This window comes from Pseudomonas sp. HOU2 (genome assembly GCF_040729435.1).
In the GTDB taxonomy this organism is placed as follows: Bacteria; Pseudomonadota; Gammaproteobacteria; order Pseudomonadales; family Pseudomonadaceae; genus Aquipseudomonas.
This window is the reverse complement of sequence record NZ_CP160398.1, coordinates 245,143-267,238: the sequence shown is the minus strand read 5'-3', so window position 1 is coordinate 267,238 and position 22,096 is coordinate 245,143. Positions and strand designations below refer to the sequence as shown.

The window sequence follows — 22,096 nt, the reverse complement described above, 5'->3', positions numbered from 1 at the left end:
TTCATCTTCCGCCCCTTCCCCTGTGGCGCGTTGACGACTATCTTGGGCGTGCCTTGCAGTTCCATCTATCCACTTTAAGCAGCACCAAAGCGCACCAAAAGAGTGCGCAAGGTCTCCCATGACAACGTGTAATCCGCTACAGGTTCAGGCTTTCAATACCGCTGATGTCAGCGAACAAATCCGCGCCACGCCGGGTTGGGTCCAGCATTACCAGCAGATGTCTCCCGGGCATTTCGCCGGGCAGATTCGCTATCTGGACCTGGAGGGTGTGCAGGTCTACGAAGAGCAGATGAACACCCGGGTCGAGCAGACCTTCAGCGCGCCATCGGGGGCCTTGGCGTTCTGTTTCGATCGCAGCGACAACGCGCTGTATCTGCTCAACGAAGACAGCCGCAACATCTGGATCACCCCGGAGAACTACCAGGAAATTGCCGTGGTGTTCGGCCCGGAATTCGTCCGTCAGCACGGTCTGGAGGTGGCAAGACTCGAAGGATTGTTCATGGCGCCGCTTAACTGCGGGCAGAACGCCTTGTTCAGTCGCTGGTTAAGCTCAACGCTCACGAAGTTGTCGCAAGCTGTTGATCCATTTGATAAAGACTCACTGACTCAGCAGTTACTCGAAGACTGCCTGTTCATCCTCGACAACGCACACACCCGTCTTGATCGCGGCGGATTACAGCGGCGTAGCGAAGAACGCACGATCATGAAGCGAGTAGGGGAGTGGGCGGCGGATTCGCCGGAAGACACCGTCAATCTGCTCGAACTTGCGAAGGTCGCAGGGGTGCCGTTGCGACAATTGCAGCAGGCGTTCAAGGCCTATACCGGGATGACCCCGAGTCACTGGCTGCGCCTGCGCCGACTGAACAGTGCACACCGCGAATTGCTCAAGCGCCGGCCCACGGAAACCACCGTGGCCGAGGTGGCGATGCAGTGGTCATTCTGGCATCTGGGGCGGTTTTCCAGCAGTTATCGGGCGCTGTTCAAAGAGCTGCCGAGTGAAACACTCAAGCGCTCGGAAAAATCAAACGCACTGCGTTGAGTATTTTCTGATGAATTTGTAATCGTTGCCTGTCAGGCAATTCCGACATGTGTAGCGCAATGTTTCATACAAGCCATCATTCTTTATAAAACGCAGTGTAATCAGCCATTTGCGCTGTGTTTAACGATTCATTCCAATGCTTTGAGTCAAGCAAAAACGTCATCTAGCTTTCTGCGGGTCGGTGCAACGGTTGCATCGGCCTTCATGAATAGAGGCAATCAAGATGGCTGTTCCACTGAAAGACTCGGAAAGCAGTAACAACCTCCCGCAGGCGGTACTTCACCTTATCTCCGGACAATACCCAGGCGTTGCGCGCGACGCCGGATTGTTGACCAGAGAAGACGTGATCAAGATCAAGCAGTACGTGAAAAAAGGCCTGTCACTGCCCAGTGAATTGCCGGAAGTCGAGTCGTATCTGAAGTACAAGACGATCAACGTAGCGGGGCTGGAGCCGGCCGACATTCAGGTGTTGTTCAAAAAGATCCGCATTCATGCCTCGAGTTGGGATGCGGTTGAAAGCAAGATCATTCAGCAAAGTATCGATCTTTCCTCGGCGGCGAAAAACATCGTCAGCAGTGGCGGGGAAATCATTTCGGTGATCAAGGAAATGCCCATCATGGATCGGGTCAGGGCTACGCTGGGGCGAATGACCGGCAATGATCTGGCCGGTATTACTTACACCTCGGACGATGGTGAAGTGGCCTCGGCGGTGACTGAAATCATCAAGTTGATGAAGACCGATGTTCAACGCCAGCAAGGTGCCACGCGGGAACTCAAGGATCGTATTTCCAACTTCAAGATCGAGCTCTCGGGTGGCGATTTGTCGAGCGGCAAGCGGGTGTTCGGTTTGCAGTCGGAAGTGAAGGGCAAGTACGACCTGATGGAGCGCAACAACCTGGTCGAGTCGATCGCCAGTACCAGGCAGACCATCAAGGAGAAGAAAGAACGAATCACCCAGCTGGACAAGGATTACGACTATTACGTCGGTATGTCTTTTTCTGGTGGACTGCCGATTTTCTGGCCGATTTCCGGTTCGATCTTCGGCCCCAAGGCCGAGACTGCGCGCAAGGAGCGCAACGCACTGAAGGCTGAGGTCGATGCGTTACAAGAAAGTGTCAGCGGCAAGGAAAGCCTGCAAAGCGCAATTGAAAGCTCGATGTCGAATTTCGGCGACATCGGCATCCGCATGGCGGGCGCAGAGGCGGCGCTGAACATCCTCAACACCATGTGGCAAACCATGCTCAGCAAAATCGATTCGTCGGCGCAGCAATTCGAACGCATCAACGATGCCCAGCGCCTGACCACGTTTGTTGCCGAGTTCGCGCTGGTGATCGACCCGTGGCGTGACGTGAAGAGCACCGCCGGTGAGTTGGTGGCTACCTTCAATGAAGCGCTGGACGAATACAAAAAATCGTTCAACTGATTACTTATCTGCTGTGAGGATTATTGCCATGAACGGCGTGACACCTATCAATACCCCGCATTTCCCGACGGTCGACGTTAAGAACATTGTGCAGACCATTCGCGATATCTCGACGCTGGCGCGTTTTCGCAACGTTCGGTCCGAAGTTTTACAAGAGCGCGCGCAGCAAGTCGCCGCTTACCTGAACAACACTGATCAATCATTGCGCGAAGCTTTTCCGATCCTGCTTACTGCGCTGAGTAATGCATCCGGCGACAGCTATTTCGCTGCGCTGGATGAATTGCGCGATGCCTTGAGCCGCGACGATCTGACTGACGAAGATCGCAGCCTGGTCAACGGCGAAATGCGCAACCTGAAAAGTAATGTCGAAGCGATGCTCGAACGTGTCGAGGCGCGATTTGCCGAGTGTGCGCAGCGCCTGGAACAGGATGTGCGCAGTGTCTACAACGTTGAAATAGGCGAGCGAGCCAGTGAACCACTCAATGTCGCCAAGGAGCGCAAGGCGCGGATCCTGACGCATCTGGCTGAGCACAGCCATAACAAGGCAACGTGCGTTGAGCAGCGCGACACCTTGATCAAGGCCCAGGATGTAATTCGCGAATTCAACCTGGCGGATATGTACAAGAACTACATTCCGACGAACAAGGAACTCGACAGCCTCGACATGGAAAACCCGAAAAAGGAAGCGGTGAAGCAGGGCATTGAACTGGTGCGCAAGGTCTTGGGCGTGGTGTCGGACGGCATCAAGTACAGCGAACTGGCGAAGTCACGCGATCATCTGGACAAGGAGATCCAGAGTATTTCCCAAGCAATGGACGCGCTTAACACCGATCTGCAAGTGGCTGAAGATGTGCTGGCGGATGCCAATGCGGTCGTCGAAATCAGCCGCCGACGCAGGGTGGCCGGTGAGGAAATCATGACAGTGGCTAATATCTGGAGAGGTTTTGCCGTGGCACTTGAACGACTCACGGAGACGGATTACGCGCCGGGGGATCTGTCTTTGATGGTCAAGCGGTATCGTGATCATCTGCAGTCATTGAGCGCTGACTATAACGCGATGATGATCAGTTAAGGACGGGGCGCGATTAATCGAGTGATTGATCGCGCTTGTTGCGAAATTCGGCGATTGAGCTGCTATCGTCTTTTAACTCCACTAAATAGCCGTTTAGTAGAGCTATCAGTGAATTGGCCTGCAAATCAACGGAGCAGACGATGAATCGAGACAAGACAGATGTCAGGGACGTGATTGCCAGGCTGGACCTGCAGCCTCATGTAGAAGGTGGCTATTTCCGCCGGACTTTTCAAGCTGATCAACGCGCCATGTTGCAAACCGCCGGTGGCCCACGTTATCTGATGACTTCGATCTATTACTTGCTGACTGAAGATTCGCCGGTGGGCCAGTTTCATTTCAATCAATCGGACATTCTGCATTTCTACCATCTGGGCGATCCCATCGAGTACAGCATGATCCACGCTGACGGCTCGCTGGAAACGCTGGTAATGGGCAACGACATTCTGGCGGGACAACATCTGCAAATGCACGTGCCTGGCGGAATCTGGAAAGCTTCGCGCCTGCTGAATGGAGAACATGGATTTGGTTTGATCAGTGAAGCCGTGTCGCCGGGATTTGATTTTGTGGACATGGAGATGGGTGATCGGCGGAAACTGATTGCGCGATTTCCACAGCACCGGATGCTGATTGAGAAGCTCACGCGGGATGATGATTGAGGTTTAGGAATTCAAAGCAATGTGAAGGTCGTGAAACGAGAGGTTTCAGAGTGAGGTTCTGGATTGAAATGTGGCGTGCAACCGGGTTGATCTTGAAACATCTTGTTACGTGTAATGTATATTATGTTAAACCGTGTATTACGCTACGCGCCTTCCTGCACCAATGTCTCTCTCACTTCAACAATCACCCCAGCACCCTATAAATCTCAGAAACCACCTGCATCGTAGCGTCTTCGATGGTTCCCTCATTACGGCACAGAACCCAACCGTGCTCCTTGACCGCTTGCTCGAACATCTCCGTACACGCCACATGCTCTGCGTACTTCTGGATCACAGTGCCGCCCAATCCTCGCGCTCGTGTCGCAGCCCTTGTCCATGAAATATCCGGATCGGTGACGACGCCAACATACAGGTCCGGCACTCGCACGTCTCGATCCAGGTTCAACTGGAGAATCTCGGCAAACGGGATAGTTCGGCGAAACGCGGCATCTGACGGATACCAGCGATCGATGAGGATGATGCTGTCCAGCGGCTGCTCCGTCAGCACGTTTCCGGAAATCCAGCGCCGACTTTCAGCCAGGCGCTGGCACACAGCCCATTCCAGATCCTCGGAAGGATTTCTGGCAAGCGCGTTGATCAGGGCCATGGTTTCACCCCGGAAAGGATCGCTTTTTCTCTCGCACAGCCGGATGACTTTCTTGTTGCCGGCCCTCAGTGCCGTCGTAACGGCCTCCAACAGCGTGGTTTTGCCGGTGCCTTTGGGCCCATCCAGAGAAACAAACAGCGGATGATTCATTGTTCACATAACCATGTTTGTGGAGGGCCACTCTAACCGCATTCCTGGCATTCCAATGGCTGAATTGTCATTTCCAATGGCATGGCCCTGCCCTCACCCCGGCCGTCCGCTGTCATGAGCTTCATGCTGCAGACATCGAGTACAGCCAACACCTGCGACGTCTGCAATAATGCCGACCACAGCGGCGCGAAGGCATATCGAGTGCTCGTGCCCACATCTGCTTTTTGGGTTTGGAGGACTTCATGCAGGACATTATTGACGGCTTTCTGCGCTTTCAGCGCGAGGTTTATCCGCAACGTGTCGAGCTGTTCAAGCAGCTCGCGACAGAACAAAATCCGAAGGCGTTGTTCGTCACCTGCTCGGACAGCCGTGTGGTGCCGGAACTCCTTACGCAACGCGAACCGGGCGAACTGTTCGTGATTCGCAACGCCGGCAACATTGTGCCGTCTTACGGCCCTGAACCGGGTGGCGTCTCGGCCACCGTCGAATATGCGGTCGCCGTGCTTGGCGTACAGGACATCGTGATCTGCGGCCACTCGGACTGCGGGGCGATGGGCGCGATTTCACGCTGCACGTGCCTGGATCATCTTCCGGCGGTGGCTAACTGGCTACGTCACTCGGACGCCGCGAAAGCGATCAACGCAGCGCATGAGTTCGACACGCCTCGCGCCAAGCTGGATGGGCTTGTGCGTGAAAACGTGATCGCGCAACTGGCGAATCTGCGGACGCATCCATCGGTGGCCCTGGCGCTTGAACAGGGGCGGATGAATCTGCACGGCTGGGTCTACGACATCGAGGCGGGATGCATCGATGCTCTGGATGGCGCGACACGCAAATTCGTTTCACTGGCTGATTCGCCGACCACCGTTGCGATCGCAGCGCGTAACGGCAGACAGATGTGATGGCGACGAGCGATCGGTCGTTGAATCCATAACGTCCATGAAAGACCGGTTAAAACAAAGGGCCCCGAGGGGCCCTTTCCTTTAATTCAATTTTCCAGTTTTTCAACGTCTGCTGAAAAACTGGCCACTCACTCAGCGACGGAAAATTCGGTTTATCAGGATCAATGCCGCAGCACCTATCGCGATTGCAGCGATCGGTTTTTCTTTAACGAAGGTCGACACGTTATCCAGCGCATCGCCGTAGGTTTTAGTCAGCTGTCCAGCTGCTTGATGTCCAGCACCTTCGGCTTCCATCTTCGAATCACCCATCAGTTTCCCGACCGCGCTCTGCGCCTTGCCAGCCAACTTTTCCGCTACGCCTTCTACCTGTTCACTCTTCATGGTTCATAAACCTTCGTTTAAGTGGGAAGCTCTGAGTCTCGACAGAAAAATTGACTGGTGGCTGTGAGGTGGAGTTCCATCAAATGACAAAGCCAGAGGCCAGGAATCAAGAAATCAAGAAGACGCCGAGGATGAACAGTGGCCAAGCCGGTGGGTGTCCTCAGCTTTGCAAAAGCTGTTTGGTCATCACCATCGACGTCTGCAACGACTGCCCCGTGCGCTGCAGTTTGTTCAACAAACTGGCGCCCAACCAGAGTTGGTAAAGGGTTTCTGCCAGTTGCCGAGCGTCGGTCTTCGGTACGCTGTTATCCAACTGCCCTTCTTCCAGGCATGTCGTAATCCGCGCAACGATGCGCTCAGCGCCGTCGCGCAAGGTGAGGCGCATCGACTCGGACAGGTCGGCGACTTCCGCGCTCAATTTCACCACCAGGCATTCATCGCCATGACCTTCCAGGGTGCAGCGGTTCTGCCAGCCCTGCCAGTAATCCATCAGCCGCTCATAGGCACTGAGCCCAGGCAGAGTCAGGCGTCGCTCCATGTCCGCCAGGTAGCCGACAAAGTAATCCTCCAGCAGCGCCTGGCCGTAGAGTTCCTTGGATTTGAAGTAGTGATAGAACGAGCCCTTGGGCACACCGGCGGTCTGCAGGATCTCGCTCAGGCCAACGCTGGTGAAGCCCTTTTCGGCCATCATGCGGTGGCCGGTGTCGAGCAGGTGTTGGCGGGTATCGTCGTAGGTCGGTTTCATTGGGCGCAAAATACCAAACATTAGACCAGTCGTATATTTCTGATGAGCAGGAGTTTGCCACAGTGATGGCGCGGAAACACGGGCGTAAAAATTTACTAGACGACCGGTCTAATATAAATCTATTCTGTGCCCGTCACTCCTTCCGAGGTGTCGCAGACGAACCCGTCGAGGACACCAGACCAATACAGGGCGCTCTATGAAAATCTTGATGGTTCTGACTTCCCACGATCAGCTTGGCAACACCGGCAAGAAAACCGGCTTCTGGCTCGAAGAGTTCGCGGCCCCCTACTACGCCTTCAAGGATGCCGGCGCGCAGATCACTCTGGTATCGCCGGCCGGCGGTCAGCCACCGCTCGATCCGAAAAGCGATGAGCCCGATGCACAAACCGCTGAAACCGACCGCTTCCGCCAGGACCCCGCCGCTCAGCAGGCGCTGGCCAATACCGGGCGCCTGGCGGATGCCCGCGCTGAGGATTTCGATGCCGTGTTTTATCCCGGTGGCCATGGCCCGCTGTGGGATCTGGCCGAAGACCAACACTCGATCGCCTTGATCGAAGCTTTCGACCGCAGCAACAAACCTCACGGGTTCGTCTGCCACGCGCCGGGCGTTCTGCGTCACGTGGTGGCTGCCGATGGCAAACCGTTGATTCAAGGCCGGGACGTCACCGGGTTCACCAATGCTGAAGAAGCGGCTGTGGGCCTGACCGATGTCGTGCCGTTCCTGATCGAAGACGAATTCCAGCGTCTCGGCGGCCGCTACTCCAAGGTCGCCGACTGGCAGGTTCACGTTGTGACCGATGGCCAACTGGCGACGGGGCAAAACCCGGCCAGCTCGGCAGCCGTCGCCGAAAAACTGCTGAAGCTGTTGGCCTGAGCCCTCCAGCGTCCAGACACCGTGCGCATCCCGCACGGTGTTTTTTTTACCGCATTAATAGTCGACTGGTCTAATAAGACCAAAACAGGAATCACATGAAAAACAGCCCTTACTTCACCCCTGTCAAACTGGGCCTGCACACCCTGAAAAACCGCATCGTCCTGCCGCCCCTCACCCGCCAGCGCAGCACACAACCGGGCAATGTCGCCAACGCATTGATGGCCGAGTATTACCAGCAACGCGCCGGCGCCGGTCTGCTGGTCACGGAAGGTACGCAGATCGAACCTCGCGGTCAGGGCTACGCCTGGACTCCCGGCATTTACACCCCTGAACAAATTGCCGGATGGCGCACAGTCACCGAAGCGGTGCATGCACAGGACGGCGTGATATTCGCCCAGCTCTGGCACGTCGGCCGTGTGTCCCACACCGCGCTGCAACCCGGTGGCGCGGCCCCGGTTTCAGCGTCCGCCATCGCCACCGAGCGGGTCAGCGTGTTCATCGAAACTGCGCCGGGCGCCGGCGAGCTGGTTACGCCATCCGCGCCGCGAGCGCTGAGTACCGATGAGGTCCAGGAACTGGTTCAGCTCTATATACAGGCCGCGCGCAATGCGATGGACGCCGGCTTCGACGGAATCGAACTGCACTGCGCCAATGGCTATCTGGTGAACCAGTTCATTTCTGCCCACAGCAACGTGCGTACCGACCAGTACGGTGGCTCGCTGCACAATCGCCTGCGCTTTCTGCGCGAAGTGGTGTCGGGTGTCGCCGAGTGCATCGGTAAAGAGAAAGTCGGCGTGCGTTTCGCGCCGCTGTTCACCACCACCGAGGAAGCGCGCACCTATCTGGGCATGGTCGAAGAGGATCCGCACACCACTTACATCGAAGCGATCAAAGTGCTTGAGGATGTGGGCATCGCCTACCTGTCCATCGCTGAAGCGGACTGGGACGACGCGCCCGCGATGCCGCCAACGTTTCGCCGTGCAGTGCGCGAAACCTTCAGTGGCGCGATCATCTACGCCGGGCGTTACAACGCTGAATCCGGCGCGCAATTGCTTGAATCGGGACTGGCTGATCTGGTGGCTTTCGGCCGACCATTCATGGCCAACCCGGACCTGCCGGCGCGCATCGCCAATGACTGGCCACTCAGTCCACTGAATCCCGCAACGGTCTACGGCGGCAATGCCGAAGGCTATGTGGATTACCCGACCTACAGCGAATAATTCCGCGAATTCGCACAGCGCTCCCACTCACCGGGAGCGCTTCCCCTTCTCCTCCGCCACACCCGCAACCTCGCGCGCTGCGCTGCGAGATTTTCGCATCTGCACTAAAAAGATTGCCGACTCATTGTCAGGTGGTTTTTTTCAGCCTATCTTGAATAATACCTATACAACACATCAATACGCGTACAACTTATTGTCAATGCTCAGGTCGGGGCGAAAACCGCATGGCTTGCTGTCGGCAGCATTCAAGCTGTATTCAGCCTCAATGACTTGCTGCACAGACTTTAGGTTTTGCTCTCATACAAGCGTCATAAACCTGTACAGACACTTTACGCCGTACAAGCAGCTAATTCACTTCAGCACGAGTGCATTCAGGGAGTAAGGCCATGACCCGATTTCTGCTGTTACTGGCGCTGACACTCGGCGTAGCGAGCTGTGGCAGCGTGGATGTCAGCCACTATGCCGATCAGCAACCGGCGCTGGACCTGCAGCGCTTTTTCAGCAAACCCGTGAAAGCCTGGGGGATGTTTCAAAAACGCTCAGGGGAAGTGGTCAAGCGCTTCGAGGTCAACATCGCCAGCCATCGTGAAGGCGCCAACCTGATTCTAGATGAGCGCTTCCTGTACAGCGACGGCACGCGTCAACGCCGCGTCTGGACCCTGACGCCCGAGGGCCAGGGGCGCTGGAGCGGGCGTGCGGGTGATGTGGTGGGCGTTGCCACAGGTCAGGTCGCTGGCAATGCGCTGCACTGGCGTTATCGCCTGAATCTGCCGGTCGACGGCTCGACCTACGAAATGAGCATGGACGACTGGATGTACCAGATGGACGAGGACACGCTGATCAATCGCACCAGCATGTCCAAGCTCGGGGTTGAAGTTGGCCAGGTGACCTTGTTCTTCCGTCGCGTTGACGCCGGTCACACTGAATGAACGTTACTCGCCGTTTGTGCCTGGTGCTGGGCGATCAGTTGTCCTTCGACCTGGCTTCATTGCAGACGCTCAATAGCGAACGCGACACTGTGCTGCTGGTCGAGGTCATGGAAGAAGCCAGCCATGTGCCGCACCATCCACAAAAGATTGCCCTGATCTTCAGCGCCATGCGCCATTTCGCCCAGGCACTGCGAGACCGGGGCGTTCGTGTCGAATACGTGACCCTGGATGATCCGCACAACAGCGGCTCGGTGCCGGGGGAATTACAGCGTTGGCAGAAACACTTGAATGCCGAGGAAGTGCACATCACCGAGTGCGGGGACTGGCGTCTGGAGCAATCGATCAAGGACTGTGGTTTGCCCGTTTACTGGCACGCCGACACGCGCTTTCTGTGCAGTCGCGCCGAGTTCGCCAACTGGGCTGCCGGCAAAAAGCAGTTGCGCATGGAGTTCTTTTATCGCGAGATGCGCCGCAAGAGTCGCTTGCTGCTCAATGGCGACGGCACGCCGGTGGGCGGCGCGTGGAATTTCGATGCAGAGAACCGCAAGGCCCTGCCCAAAGGCGTGAAAGCCCCCTACCCGATCCGCTTCAGCAACGACGCCATTACCGGCGAAGTGCTGGATCTGGTGAAGGCGCGTTTCAGTCAGCATTACGGTGCACTCGACGACTTCAACTACCCGGTCACCCACGCCGACGCGCAGGCGCTGTGGGAATACTTTCTCGATTATGGCCTCGCAGGCTTCGGCGATTATCAGGACGCCATGGCCAGTGACGAACCGTTCCTGTTTCATGCGCGCATCAGCGCTGCGCTCAATATAGGCCTGCTGGATTTGCGGCAGTTGTGCAGCGACGTCGAGTCGGCTTATTGGGCCGGCAGGATTGCGCTGAACGCCGCCGAAGGCTTCATTCGTCAACTGATTGGCTGGCGGGAATATGTGCGCGGCGTGTACTGGCTGAAAATGCCGGACTACGCACTGGGCAATGTGTTCGGCAACGACCGGCCACTGCCCGAGTTCTACTGGACCGGCGCCACGCATATGAACTGCATGCGCCAGGCCATCGGCCAGAGTCTGCAGCACGCCTACGCGCACCACATTCAACGGCTGATGGTCACCGGCAATTTTGCCCTGCTCGCCGGTATCGCGCCGAGCCAGATATGTGAGTGGTACCTGGCGATCTACATGGACGCCTTCGACTGGGTCGAGCTGCCCAACACCTTGGGCATGGTCATGCATGCCGATGGCGGTTACCTCGGTTCCAAACCCTATTGCGCCAGTGGCCAATACATCAATCGCATGTCCGATTACTGCCGTGGGTGCGCCTACAAGGTCAGCGAAAGTACCGCGGACAATGCCTGCCCGTTCAATGCGTTGTACTGGCATTTTCTGATGCGCCACGGTGAACAACTGCGCGGCAATCAGCGCATGGCAATGATGTACAAGAACCTCGACCGCATGCCGCCAGCCAAGCAGGAGGCGCTGTGGCAACGCGGGCAGAACCTGTTGGCGCGCCTGGATAACGGCGAATCGGTCTGAAATGAACGCCCGCTTGCGCGGGTGGTGAAACTTAAGCGCAGCGCGCCCGGTCAACGGATGATCGGCGCTCGAGTCCCCTGCGAGCGCAACGTTCAACTGCTCGTGTTGTGCCTACGCGCGCTATGAAGCCAGACCCTGAAAATTCAACCAAGCAGGTCACATGGATACCCTTGAACACCTTAGTCGCGAAGCGCTTGAGTCAGAGGTAAGGCGATTGCGCGCGGCGCTTCACAGCACTCAGGTCGACACACAGGTCGTTGACCTCGATCGCGACATGGCGGCGCAACTGCAAGCCAGTCGGGATGCGCTCGCCCGCAGCGAGGCACGCTTCATCACCATTCTGGAAACCATCGAATCGGCGTTCGCCATCGTCAAGGTCAAATTCGACGCCGAGGATAAACCCGTCGATTACTACTTCGTCGAAGCCAACCCGGCGTTCGAACACCAGTGCGGGGTCAACTTGCGCGGCAAGTGGGTGACCGAGTTCGCGCCCAATCTGGAAAGCTTCTGGTTCGAAACCTATGGCCACGTGGCCAAGACCGGAGAGCCGGCGAACTTCGAAAATTATGCCAACACCTTCGAACGCTGGTTCGACGTGCGCGCGGTACGGGTCGGCGATCCGGCTGACCGGCAGATCGCCATTCTGTTCAACGACGTCACCCAGCGGCGCGACGCCGAGGAGCGTTTGCGTGCCAGTGAAGCGCTGGCGCGGGAGAACGTCGAGCGCGTGCAACTGGCGCTCGCCGCCGGGGCCATTATCGGCACCTGGCACTGGGACCTGCTCACAGACCGCTTTGCCGTGGACGAAGCATTCGCCCGGGTGTTTGACCTCGACCCGGCATTGGGCCGCGAAGGGCTCGGCCTCGAACAAGTCATGGTGACCGTGCATCCCGAAGACCAGGATGGACTGACCACCGCGATCAACGAAGCCATCGGCCGTGGTGGCGCCTACTCCCACCAGTACCGTGTGCGCCGCACAGACGGCAAATATCAGTGGATTGAGGCCAACGGCCGTGTTGAGTGTGCCGATGATGGAACGCCGCTGCGCTTTCCCGGCGTGCTGATCGATGTCGAGGAACGGCGCAATGTCGAAGCGGAGCGCGACCGCGCCATCGCTGCATTGCGCGCGCTCAACGATACGCTGGAGCAGCGCGTGTCATCGCGCACTTCAGAGTTGATGCAAGCCGAAGAGAAACTGCGCCAGTCGCAGAAAATGGAGGCCGTCGGCCAACTGACCGGGGGTCTGGCGCATGACTTCAACAATTTGCTGGCCGGCATTTCCGGCGCACTTGAGTTGATGGGCGCACGCATCAGCCAGGGCCGGCTGAATGAGGTCGACAAGTACATGGTGACCGCCCAGGGCGCGGTCAAGCGAGCCGCCGCCCTGACCCACCGTCTGTTGGCGTTCTCCAGGCGCCAGACCCTCGATCCGCGACCGACCGATGTCAACACGCTGATGACCGGCATGACCGAACTGATCCAGCGTACGGTCGGCCCCAGCATCGTTCTGGAAACCCTCGGCGCGCCGGGGCTCTGGCCGACGCTGGTGGATGCCAGCCAGTTGGAAAATGCCCTGCTCAACCTGTGCATCAACGCGCGCGATGCGATGCCGGATGGCGGGCGCATCACCATCGAGACAGCCAACCGCACGCTGGACTGCGAGACGGCGCGCACTCTGGACATGCCCGAGGGCGAATACCTGTGCCTGTGCGTGACCGATACCGGCACCGGGATGACCGCCGATGTCATCGCCAAGGCCTTCGATCCGTTCTTCACCACCAAACCGTTGGGCCAGGGCACCGGGTTGGGGCTGTCGATGATCTACGGTTTCGCCAAGCAGTCCGGTGGCCAGGTGCGCGTGCATTCGCAGGTCGGCCAAGGCACGGAGATGTGCATTTACCTGCCGCGCTACCATGGCGAGCCCGTGCCGAATCAGGATCACAAGGACAACACGCCGGCCGCCTTGCCCAAGGCTGGCGAGACGATTCTGGTGGTGGACGACGAGCCTACCGTGCGGGCGCTGCTGACTGACGTGCTCGGCGATCTCGGCTACACCTTGATAGAGGCCGCTGACAGTGTGGTCGGACTGAAGATGTTGCGCTCGGACATTCACATCGACTTGCTGATCACCGACGTCGGCTTGCCGGGTGGCATGAACGGTCGGCAACTGGCCGATGCCGGCCGGGAAATCCGCCAGAACCTGAAGACCCTGTTCATCACCGGGTACGCGGAAAACGCGGTGATTGGTGCCGGTCAGCTTGGCCCGGACATGCAGGTGCTGACCAAGCCGTTTGCCGTCGACACGCTGGTGGCGCGGGTCAGCGACCTGCTGGCGATGAAATCCGAATGAGCGACCGTTGCGGCGCTGTAATCCCAGAGAAAGTGGCTGCGGCCAAGGAGTGATAAATGGTGACGTTTCTGATTTTTCTGATCGCGTGCGGCGCTGCAGCGACTACCGGGGTGATTTTCAAACCAGGGCCATGGTACGAAGCGCTGAACAAACCCGGTTTTACCCCACCCAATTGGGCGTTTCCGGTGGCCTGGACCATCATCTATCTGTTGCTGGCCTGGGCCGGTTATCGCTTGAGCCTGATTCCTGGCAGTCAGACGGTTCTGGCGCTGTGGGCCGCGCAAATTGCCTTGAACACGTTGTGGACGCCGGTGTTCTTCGGCGCGCATCAGGTGGCCGCTGCCATGATGATCCTTGTGGTGCTGTGGCTGGTGGTCGCGGTGATGGTGTTTATGGCGTTGCGCCTGGATTTGATCACCGGATTGATCCTGTTTCCTTATCTGGCCTGGTTGTGTGTGGCGGCGGCGTTGAATTTCTCGATTCTGCGCAATAACCGCAGCTGATGGCGACGGCTGTCATAACTCCCATTTTTTCTGACAAAAAGGTGCTTTTTCAGGCATTCAAATATCTTTCCAGGCCCTTGAAAGCGCAGGTCCCCGCTCAGGACGGGGATTTCGCAATGAACAACAGTTCATTACTGAATTAGTGATTTAACTAGGTAGTTACCTATCTATATAATGCACGCCTCATTTCAACGGGACATTCAACGTGAAGCAGAGTCAACGCCTCTCGGGCATATCAAAATTCATTCTGGTCGGGCTGGGGGTGATCATCGCCCTGCTCGGCCTGGCACTTGCGGCTGGCGGAGTGAAGCTGGTCAGCCTGGGAGGGTCGTGGTACTTCCTCGTGGGTGGTCTGGTGATGGCCGTCTCCGGTCTGCTGATCGCTCGCTTCAAGACGGCCGGCGCCTGGCTGTTTGCGGCATTTCTGGTCGGGACAGCGATCTGGGCGGTGAGCGATGCCGGGCTGGTGTTCTGGCCGGTGTTCTCGCGTCTGTTCATGTTCAGCGCCGTGGGTCTGGCGGTGACGCTGGTCTATCCGCTGCTCAAGCGTGCCAACGGTGGTGTTCCGGGTCGTGGCGCTTACGGCGTTGCCGCTGTGCTGGCCGTGGGACTGGCGGTGGCTGCCGGCAATATGTTCGTGGCACACCCGACTGTTGCCGCGACCGGCACTGGCCCGGGCCTGACCCCGGTTGAGCCAGACAAGGCGCAAAAAGACTGGGCGCACTACGGCAATACCGAAGGCGGCAGCCGCTTTGCTGCGCTGGACCAGATCAACCGCAGCAACGTCGACAAGCTGAAAGTGGCGTGGACCTACCACACCGGTGACGTCGCCGAGAGCGATGGCAACGGTGCCGAAGACCAGCTCACCCCGCTGCAGATCGGTAATAAAGTGTTCATCTGCACCCCGCACAACAACCTGATCGCACTGGATGCCGACACCGGCAAAGAGCTGTGGAAGAACGCGATCAACGCCCAATCGAAAGTCTGGCAGCGTTGCCGTGGCATGGCCTATTTCGATGCGACCAAGAGCATCGCTCAGCCAAGCAATTCGAGCATCATCGAAGCCAAACCGGCACCGGCTGCCAATTGCCAGCGCCGTCTGCTGACCAACACCATCGACGCCCGCCTGATCGCGGTCGATGCCGACACCGGCGAGTTTTGCCAGGGTTTCGGCAACAACGGCCAGGTTGATCTGAAGGCCGGTCTCGGTGACGTACCGGACAGCTACTACCAGCTCTCCTCCGCTCCGCTGATGGCCGGCACCACTGTGGTGGTCGGCGGTCGCGTAGCCGATAACGTGCAAACCGACATGCCGGGCGGCGTGATTCGTGGTTTTGACGTGATGACTGGCGCCATGCGCTGGGCCTTCGACCCGGGTAACCCGCAGGACAAACAGGCCCCGGCCGACGGCAGCACGTATGTGCGCAGCACGCCGAACAGCTGGGCGCCGATGTCCTACGATCCGGCGACCAACACCGTGTTCCTGCCGATGGGCAGCTCGTCCACCGACATTTATGGTGTCGAGCGCAGCAAGCTCGATCACACCTACGGCGCCTCGATCCTCGCGCTGGACGCCACCACCGGTGATGAACGCTGGGTGTTCCAGACCGTGCACAACGATCTCTGGGACTTCGACCTGCCGATGCAGCCGAGCCTGATCGACTTCAGCAAGGACGGCAAAAGCGTTCCGGCGCTGGTCATCGGCACCAAGGCCGGGCAGATCTACGTGCTCGATCGTGCCACCGGCAAACCGTTGACCGAGGTTAAAGAAGTCCCGGTCAAAGCCGCGAACATCCCGAACGAACCGTACTCGCCAACCCAGCCGAAATCGGTGGGCATGCCGCAGATCGGTGCCCAGCACCTGACTGAATCGGACATGTGGGGCGCCACCCCGTACGACCAGTTGCTGTGCCGGATCGATTTCAAATCGATGCGTTACGACGGTCTGTACACCGCGCCGGGTACCGACAAATCGCTGAGCTTCCCGGGTTCGCTGGGCGGCATGAACTGGGGCAGCATCTCCACTGACCCGGTGCACGGCTTCATCTTCGTCAACGACATGCGCCTGGGTCTGTGGATTCAGATGATCCCGTCGCAGAACAAGGCTCAAGCCTCGTCCGGTGGTGAAGCGCTGAACACCGGCATGGGCGCGGTACCGCTCAAAGGCACGCCTTACGCGGTGAACAAAAACCGCTTCCTGTCGGTGGCCGGCATTCCTTGCCAGGCTCCGCCGTTCGGCACCCTGACCGCGATCGACATGAAGACCCAGAAAGTCGCGTGGCAGGTTCCGGTCGGCACCGTTGAAGACACCGGTCCACTGGGCATCCGCATGCACCTGCCGATCAAGATCGGTTTGCCAACCCTCGGCGGCACCCTGTCGACCCAAGGTGGCCTGATCTTCATCGCCGGTACCCAGGACTTCTACCTGCGCGCCTTCAACAGCGCCAATGGCGAAGAAATCTGGAAAGCGCGTCTGCCGGTCGGCAGTCAGGGCGGCCCGATGACTTTCGTTTCACCGAAGACCGGCAAGCAGTACATCGTCATCACCGCCGGCGGTGCACGTCAGTCGACCGATCGCGGCGATTACGTGATGGCTTACGCCTTGCCGTAAACCGCAGCGCCCGTGCTGAACACGGGCGCTTTCTTTTTGCGCGCGGCACCTGAGGGTGCCGCGCCGCTTTCCGATATCGCTACAGCTTTGAGCAGGAAGATCTCCATGTTTGGTTTTACTCGTAACGGCTGGGTCAACGGCGTGCTGTTGGGCCTGACCTGCACCACCCTGCCCGCCTTCGCCGATACTGATTCGAACCTGTTGACCCGTAACACCCTGACCGGTGACTGGGGCGGTCTGCGCCAGCAGATGGAACAAGACGGGATCAAGTTCACCGGCGATTACACCGGCGAAATGGCTTACAACGCCGATGGCGGTCTGCACCGCTCCGGCCGTTACTCGCAGAACATCAAGCTCGGCGCGCAGTTCGACCTGAGCAAGTTGTATGGCGTGGAGAACGCCGGCAAGGTTCAGCTCACCATCAACGACCGTCGCGGCAACAGCGCCTCCGAAGATCTGGTTGGCAACCGTCTGCCGATCCAGGAAAACTACGGCGGCCTCTACACCCGCCTGACCGAACTCAGCTACGAGCGCAGCCTGTTCACCCCGGCGCTCAACGTGAAGCTGGGCTACATGGCCATGGGCAACGACCTCGGCGGCCTCGACAGCGGAATTCTGTGCAACTTCATGAACGCCGGTTTCTGCGGCCATCCGCTGAACATGTCCGGCGGCAGCGGCTGGACCAACTACCCGAACGCGCACCTGGGCGTACGGGTGAAATACGACCTGTCGCCGTCATGGCAACTGCGCGTTGCCGCGTTCAATGTCGACCCGGAAAGCAACGGCAACTCCAGCCGCGCCTGGCATCTGGGCCCGAAACACACCACCGGCACCGTGGTGCCGATCGAGCTGGTGTACAAGCACGCGGGCCAATTGCCCGGCGAATACAAGCTCGGTTACTACTACGACAGCTCCGACGTGAAACGCATCGGCAGCGACAAAGAAGTCTCCGGCCGTGGCGGTCACTACTTGCTGATCGATCAAGCCGTATGGAGTTCGCCAACGTCCGAGGGCCGCAGCCTGCATGCGTTCGGCCAATACTCGGCGGCCAGCGAAGCGGCTTCACCATTCAGCAAGTGGTACGGCACCGGTCTGGTGCTGTACAAGCCGTTCGAAGGTCGCCCACGCGACACCGTCGCTCTGGGCTACGGCCGCGCCGTGCCTAACCCGCGCAGCCGCGACGTACAGCAGGACGCCGCCATGGCCAACGGCACGCAGTTCCCGAATCTGGACAGTGGCGAGCAGTTGATCGAACTTGGCTACGGCTATCAGGCCACGCCTTGGCTGACGCTGCGCCCGAACCTGCAATACATCATCGAACCGGGCGCGTTTTCCGGGCAGGACATCGACAGTGCATTGGTGTTTGGCTTGCAGGTGAAAGCCTCACTTTGAGTCTTCTGGCAGAACTGCAGGCAATAAAAAACCCGGCGTAATGACCGGGTTTTTTATTGCCTGAAAATTGTCGTAACCAAGATGCTCAGTCGACACCGAACCTTTACCCCCAAACCTGCGTCCGAGCTAAGGCGTTAACGCTTACCGCTCGCCACGAGGTTTCCGTTTGAAAGCAGCCATCGTCAAAAAATACCGTTTGATCATCAAGACCATGGGCTACGTGGGCTGGTCGCTGTTCTGGCTGTTGCTCTGGGACATCGCCGTCACCGTCGACTTCATGTTGTTCCTCAACGCCAAGATCAACCTGCCGCTGATGCCGCTGACGCTGCTCGGTTCAGCGCTGGTGGTGCTAATCAGTTTCCGCAACAGCAGCGCTTACAACCGTTGGTGGGAAGCGCGAACCCTGTGGGGCATGATGATCAACAGCTCGCGCAGCTTCGCCCGGCAGGTGCTGACGCTGCTGGATGATCCCGACACCGAAGTGAACCCGGTGAAAGCGACGCTGTTGCGCCGTCATGTGGCCTACGTCAATTGCCTCGCCGCGCATCTGCAAGGTCAGCCTTGCCCGGAAGAAGTCCGCGCGTTTATCCCGGCGGATGAGTTCGCCCGCAGCGGTACCACCAACAACTTTGCCAACGACATCCTCACCGGTTCCGCGGCGTTGCTGGCCCGGGAATACAAGGCCGGGCGCCTCGACAGCATTCGGCTGGCACGGCTGGAATCGACGATGGTCGAGCTGTCCAACAGCCAGGGCGGGATGGAGCGAATTGCCAACACACCGCTGCCCTACCCCTATGTGTATTTTCCGCGCCTGTTTATCTCGCTGTTCTGCCTGATTGTGCCGGTGGGGCTGGTGGAATCGCTGGGTTGGTTCACGCCGCTGGCCTCGACGGTGGTGGGCTTCATGCTGCTGGCGATCGAACGCATCGGCACTGACCTGCAAAGCCCGTTTCGTCACAGCGAACACCAGATCCAGATGGAAGCCCTGTGCGAAACCATCGAGAAAAACCTGCAGTCGATGCAGCGTGATTCGTTGGGGGATGCGCGCAGGGTTGAAGAAACGGCTTGAAGATCGATTTGAGGGACGCCAGGGCGTAAAGCCCTGGCGAGTCGCAGGGATTACTTCTTCTTTTTCGCCGGCTTGTCAGCCTTCTTTGAATCCTTGGCCTTTTCCGGCTTGCTATCGGCTTTTTTTGCAGACTTTTTCGGTTCGGCGTCCTTCTTCTTGTCTTTCTTGTCGGAAGACTTGGAAAGCGCCGAAGCTGCCGCTGATTTCTTTTCCGGCGAAGACTTTTTGTCTTTCAAGTCCTTGCTGGCTTTCGAAGCATCGTCTTTTTTGCTTTTCTTCTCGTCTTTAGCCACGTTGACCACCTCTCGGAATGTGCCGGTATTGGCACCGGGCCTGTGCGAATGAACACAAGCTGATCGTTAGGCGTGGGCGTTCGGGCGGGGTTCAGATTATTTAGAGTTGGAGAGCGTTTAACCAAGAGGCCAGCAATTTTTGAGGTGGATTTCAATCAGGCCGGCAAATAGCCCATGGAGGCGCAGGGGTAAACTTTGACTCGATCCACTGTTTGAAGGCTATTACCACGGCGCTGGGAAACTTGGCTGACGGCCTGACCAGGTAAACCCCACCAGCGGTGTCGAGTTGCCAGTCCGGAAGAACGTGAAGCAATTTTCCTGCAGCAATGTCATGGCGCATCAGCCATTCGCCTGCGCCGAGTATCCCTGAATCAGCGCAAGCGGCGGCAAGTAACGATTCGCTGTCGTTGGCCGTGAGGTTTCCTTTTGGCGCAACTGTTTGCAACTCGCTACCGCGAAAAAGCCTCCATTGCGGAAAAGACGCAAGGCCACTAAAGCGAAGGCAATTGTGCTTGATCAGATCGTGTGGATGGTCGGGCATGCCATGCTTTTCTATGTAAGCGGGCGAAGCGCCGAGGATCCGGCGGTGGTCACTTAACCGTTTGGCGATCAGTCGGTTGTCTTCCAGCTCTCCGATTCGGATCGCAGCGTCGAATCCTTCGTCGATGATGTCGACCAGACGTTCGCTGTAGTCTGCGAGGATCGAAACGTGCGGATGCTCCTTGAGAAACTCCGGCAACATCGGGCCAAGCCAGCGCCGTCCCATGGCTGCCGGCAGTGCAAGCCGCAACGTTCCTCGAACTTCGCTGGCACCTTGCGTCGCCTGCTTTTGCGCTTCATTCATCAGGTTGATGGCCGAGCGCAGATGCTGCTCAAGCTTGGCACCTACTGGCGTAATTCGAACCTGACGGGTTGAACGCTCGACGAGACGCACACCGAGGCGCTTTTCCATGGAGGCCAGTCGTTTCGATACGACGGTTGGGTGTCGCTGCAGGAGCCGACCTGCAGCGACAAACGAGCCTTGCGAGGCAACGGCCAGAAACGCAGCGATTTCGTCACTGTGCTGACTATTCAGAACATCAAGATTCATGGTTTTAGAATGATCGCCCCCGATGACTGCCCCGACTCCAATGCCGTATGCGCCTGCGATGCATCTTTCAGAGCGTAGCTGGCCCAAATCCTGGGCTTGATAATACCTGCGCCTACGGCGGCCAGCACATCCTGCGCCCGTTCCTGGTACTCACAGGCACTGGCGGTGTGTGCTGCCAGTGAAGGACGTGTGAGGAACAGCGAGCCTTTAGCGTTGAGCGTCGACAGTTCTACAGCCGAGGGAGCACCTGACGAGGCCCCGAACGAAACCATCAGCCCGCGTGGCCGGAGACTATCCAAAGACGCCTGGAAAGACGCACGACCAATAGGGTCGTAGACCACGTCAACCTTTCTGCCCTGGGTAAGACGGCTGACCTCAGACGCCAGGTTGTCGGCATTGAATACCAACACCTCATCACAACCGGATCTCAGCGCTTTTTCGACGCTGGCCTGTTTTGAAACCACACCGATCACTGTCGCCCCCAAGTGCTTGGCCCATGGCACCATGATTTCCCCCAATCCTCCAGCCACGCCATAGATCAGGACTGTGGTGCCCTGTGCCACTGGATAGGTGGTTTTTAACAGGTACTGCGCAGTGATGCCTTTGAACATGACAGCTGCGGCACCATCGAACGACAAGGTGTCGGGTATCTTCACCAGTCGCTCGGCTGGATAAAGTCGGGCCGAAGCATATGAGCCAATGGGCCCAGTGGCATAAGCGACCCTATCACCAACGCGCACATTGCTGACGCCCTCACCCACGATGACGACTCGCCCGGCCCCCTCCAATCCGAGTCCGGATGGCAGCGCAACAGGCACCGCACCCTTGCGTTGAGTCACATCGAGGAAATTGACCCCGATGGCGTCCTGTTCAATCCAGACCTCACCTGGCCCGGGCAATTGTTCGCTCAACGTTTCCAGACTCAATACATCAGGCGCGCCGAACTGATTAAAGCGGATAGCGGATACCATGGTCGTTTCCTCTAAGATCAGAAGTCTTCCAAACAGATGCCGCTAGTGTGAGAACTGACTTGCCGATGAACAAGACGGGCTGACTGCACGACATTAATGCATGATTTGCAGCAATAACATCATGGAATGGAGCGCTGCATCAGTTGCGGCGCTGTAAATACCAACGGTTCAAAATTGTCAATAGCACGGTTGTGCGACTGTTCCGCAGATAGCGCAGTGATAGGCTTTTCTGGCGTGACATACGC

At 58.1% G+C, this 22,096-nt stretch carries 20 protein-coding genes; 14 read left to right on the top strand and 6 right to left on the bottom strand.

Going from position 1 to position 22,096, the window contains the following annotated elements:
• Window positions 1-118 precede the first annotated feature (118 nt).
• The 4 genes from ABV589_RS01210 (at window position 119) to ABV589_RS01195 (ending at window position 4,190) form a co-directional block, all read left to right on the top strand.
• Window positions 119-1,039: a helix-turn-helix domain-containing protein gene (locus ABV589_RS01210; protein WP_367084541.1), complete on the top strand. Its 921-nt coding sequence runs from the start codon at window positions 119-121 to the stop codon at window positions 1,037-1,039.
• 343 nt (window positions 1,040-1,382) lie between these two features.
• The gene (locus tag ABV589_RS01205; RefSeq protein ID WP_367084540.1) at window positions 1,383-2,462 is read left to right on the top strand and encodes an alpha-xenorhabdolysin family binary toxin subunit A; all 1,080 of its coding nucleotides are present in this window, start codon (window positions 1,383-1,385) and stop codon (window positions 2,460-2,462) included.
• On the top strand, window positions 2,425-3,534 hold the full coding sequence (locus ABV589_RS01200; RefSeq protein ID WP_367084539.1) for an alpha-xenorhabdolysin family binary toxin subunit B: 1,110 nt from the start codon (window positions 2,425-2,427) through the stop codon (window positions 3,532-3,534). The genes ABV589_RS01205 and ABV589_RS01200 overlap by 38 nt, the downstream gene beginning before the upstream one ends.
• Window positions 3,535-3,674: 140 nt before the next feature.
• On the top strand, window positions 3,675-4,190 hold the full coding sequence (locus ABV589_RS01195; protein WP_367084538.1) for a cupin domain-containing protein: 516 nt from the start codon (window positions 3,675-3,677) through the stop codon (window positions 4,188-4,190).
• Between the two features lie 184 nt (window positions 4,191-4,374).
• Here the strand turns inward: ABV589_RS01195 and ABV589_RS01190 are convergent, their stop codons facing one another.
• Window positions 4,375-4,986, bottom strand: coding sequence for a dTMP kinase (locus ABV589_RS01190; protein WP_367084537.1), 612 nt, complete (start codon window positions 4,984-4,986; stop codon window positions 4,375-4,377).
• Between the two features lie 242 nt (window positions 4,987-5,228).
• On the opposite strand from ABV589_RS01190, the gene ABV589_RS01185 reads away from it, so the two are divergent.
• On the top strand, window positions 5,229-5,888 hold the full coding sequence (locus ABV589_RS01185) for a carbonic anhydrase (RefSeq protein ID WP_007967157.1): 660 nt from the start codon (window positions 5,229-5,231) through the stop codon (window positions 5,886-5,888).
• Between the two features lie 132 nt (window positions 5,889-6,020).
• Here ABV589_RS01185 and ABV589_RS01180 read toward each other — a convergent pair whose 3' ends face one another.
• Both ABV589_RS01180 and ABV589_RS01175 read right to left on the bottom strand, forming a co-directional pair.
• Window positions 6,021-6,269 carry a CsbD family protein gene (locus tag ABV589_RS01180; RefSeq protein WP_007967156.1) on the bottom strand — a complete coding sequence of 83 codons (249 nt, stop codon included), beginning with the start codon at window positions 6,267-6,269 and terminating at the stop codon, window positions 6,021-6,023.
• 160 nt (window positions 6,270-6,429) lie between these two features.
• Window positions 6,430-7,014, bottom strand: a complete 585-nt coding sequence (locus ABV589_RS01175; protein WP_367084536.1) for a TetR/AcrR family transcriptional regulator — start codon at window positions 7,012-7,014, stop codon at window positions 6,430-6,432.
• Window positions 7,015-7,210: 196 nt separating this feature from the next.
• Between ABV589_RS01175 and ABV589_RS01170 the strand changes: the two genes are divergently transcribed.
• The 9 genes from ABV589_RS01170 (at window position 7,211) to ABV589_RS01130 (ending at window position 19,497) form a co-directional block, all read left to right on the top strand.
• Window positions 7,211-7,888, top strand: coding sequence for a type 1 glutamine amidotransferase domain-containing protein (locus ABV589_RS01170; RefSeq protein ID WP_367084535.1), 678 nt, complete (start codon window positions 7,211-7,213; stop codon window positions 7,886-7,888).
• A 95-nt stretch (window positions 7,889-7,983) separates the two neighbouring features.
• Entirely contained in the window at window positions 7,984-9,108 is a 1,125-nt protein-coding gene (locus ABV589_RS01165) for an alkene reductase (RefSeq protein ID WP_367084534.1), read from the top strand.
• A gap of 386 nt (window positions 9,109-9,494) precedes the next feature.
• Window positions 9,495-10,037: a DUF3833 domain-containing protein gene (locus ABV589_RS01160; protein WP_367084533.1), complete on the top strand. Its 543-nt coding sequence runs from the start codon at window positions 9,495-9,497 to the stop codon at window positions 10,035-10,037.
• Window positions 10,034-11,572, top strand: a complete 1,539-nt coding sequence (locus tag ABV589_RS01155) for a cryptochrome/photolyase family protein (RefSeq protein WP_367084532.1) — start codon at window positions 10,034-10,036, stop codon at window positions 11,570-11,572. The genes ABV589_RS01160 and ABV589_RS01155 overlap by 4 nt, the downstream gene beginning before the upstream one ends.
• A 160-nt stretch (window positions 11,573-11,732) precedes the next feature.
• Window positions 11,733-13,922, top strand: a complete 2,190-nt coding sequence (locus ABV589_RS01150) for an ATP-binding protein (RefSeq protein WP_367084531.1) — start codon at window positions 11,733-11,735, stop codon at window positions 13,920-13,922.
• Between the two features lie 59 nt (window positions 13,923-13,981).
• Entirely contained in the window at window positions 13,982-14,425 is a 444-nt protein-coding gene (locus ABV589_RS01145) for a TspO/MBR family protein (RefSeq protein ID WP_367086239.1), read from the top strand.
• Between the two features lie 205 nt (window positions 14,426-14,630).
• Entirely contained in the window at window positions 14,631-17,036 is a 2,406-nt protein-coding gene (locus ABV589_RS01140) for a glucose/quinate/shikimate family membrane-bound PQQ-dependent dehydrogenase (protein WP_367084530.1), read from the top strand.
• Window positions 17,037-17,141: 105 nt separating this feature from the next.
• On the top strand, window positions 17,142-18,428 hold the full coding sequence (locus tag ABV589_RS01135; protein WP_367084529.1) for a carbohydrate porin: 1,287 nt from the start codon (window positions 17,142-17,144) through the stop codon (window positions 18,426-18,428).
• Window positions 18,429-18,594: 166 nt separating this feature from the next.
• Window positions 18,595-19,497, top strand: a complete 903-nt coding sequence (locus ABV589_RS01130) for a bestrophin family ion channel (RefSeq protein ID WP_367084528.1) — start codon at window positions 18,595-18,597, stop codon at window positions 19,495-19,497.
• Window positions 19,498-19,547: 50 nt separating this feature from the next.
• Here the strand turns inward: ABV589_RS01130 and ABV589_RS01125 are convergent, their stop codons facing one another.
• The 3 genes from ABV589_RS01125 to ABV589_RS01115 form a co-directional block, all read right to left on the bottom strand.
• Window positions 19,548-19,790 (bottom strand): hypothetical protein, encoded by a 243-nt coding sequence (locus ABV589_RS01125; protein WP_007967139.1) that lies wholly within the window; start codon window positions 19,788-19,790, stop codon window positions 19,548-19,550.
• A 151-nt stretch (window positions 19,791-19,941) separates the two neighbouring features.
• On the bottom strand, window positions 19,942-20,880 hold the full coding sequence (locus ABV589_RS01120; RefSeq protein ID WP_367084527.1) for a LysR family transcriptional regulator: 939 nt from the start codon (window positions 20,878-20,880) through the stop codon (window positions 19,942-19,944).
• Window positions 20,877-21,851, bottom strand: coding sequence for a quinone oxidoreductase (locus tag ABV589_RS01115; RefSeq protein ID WP_367084526.1), 975 nt, complete (start codon window positions 21,849-21,851; stop codon window positions 20,877-20,879). Before ABV589_RS01115 ends, ABV589_RS01120 begins: the two co-directional genes overlap by 4 nt.
• Between the last annotated feature and the right edge of the window lie 245 nt (window positions 21,852-22,096).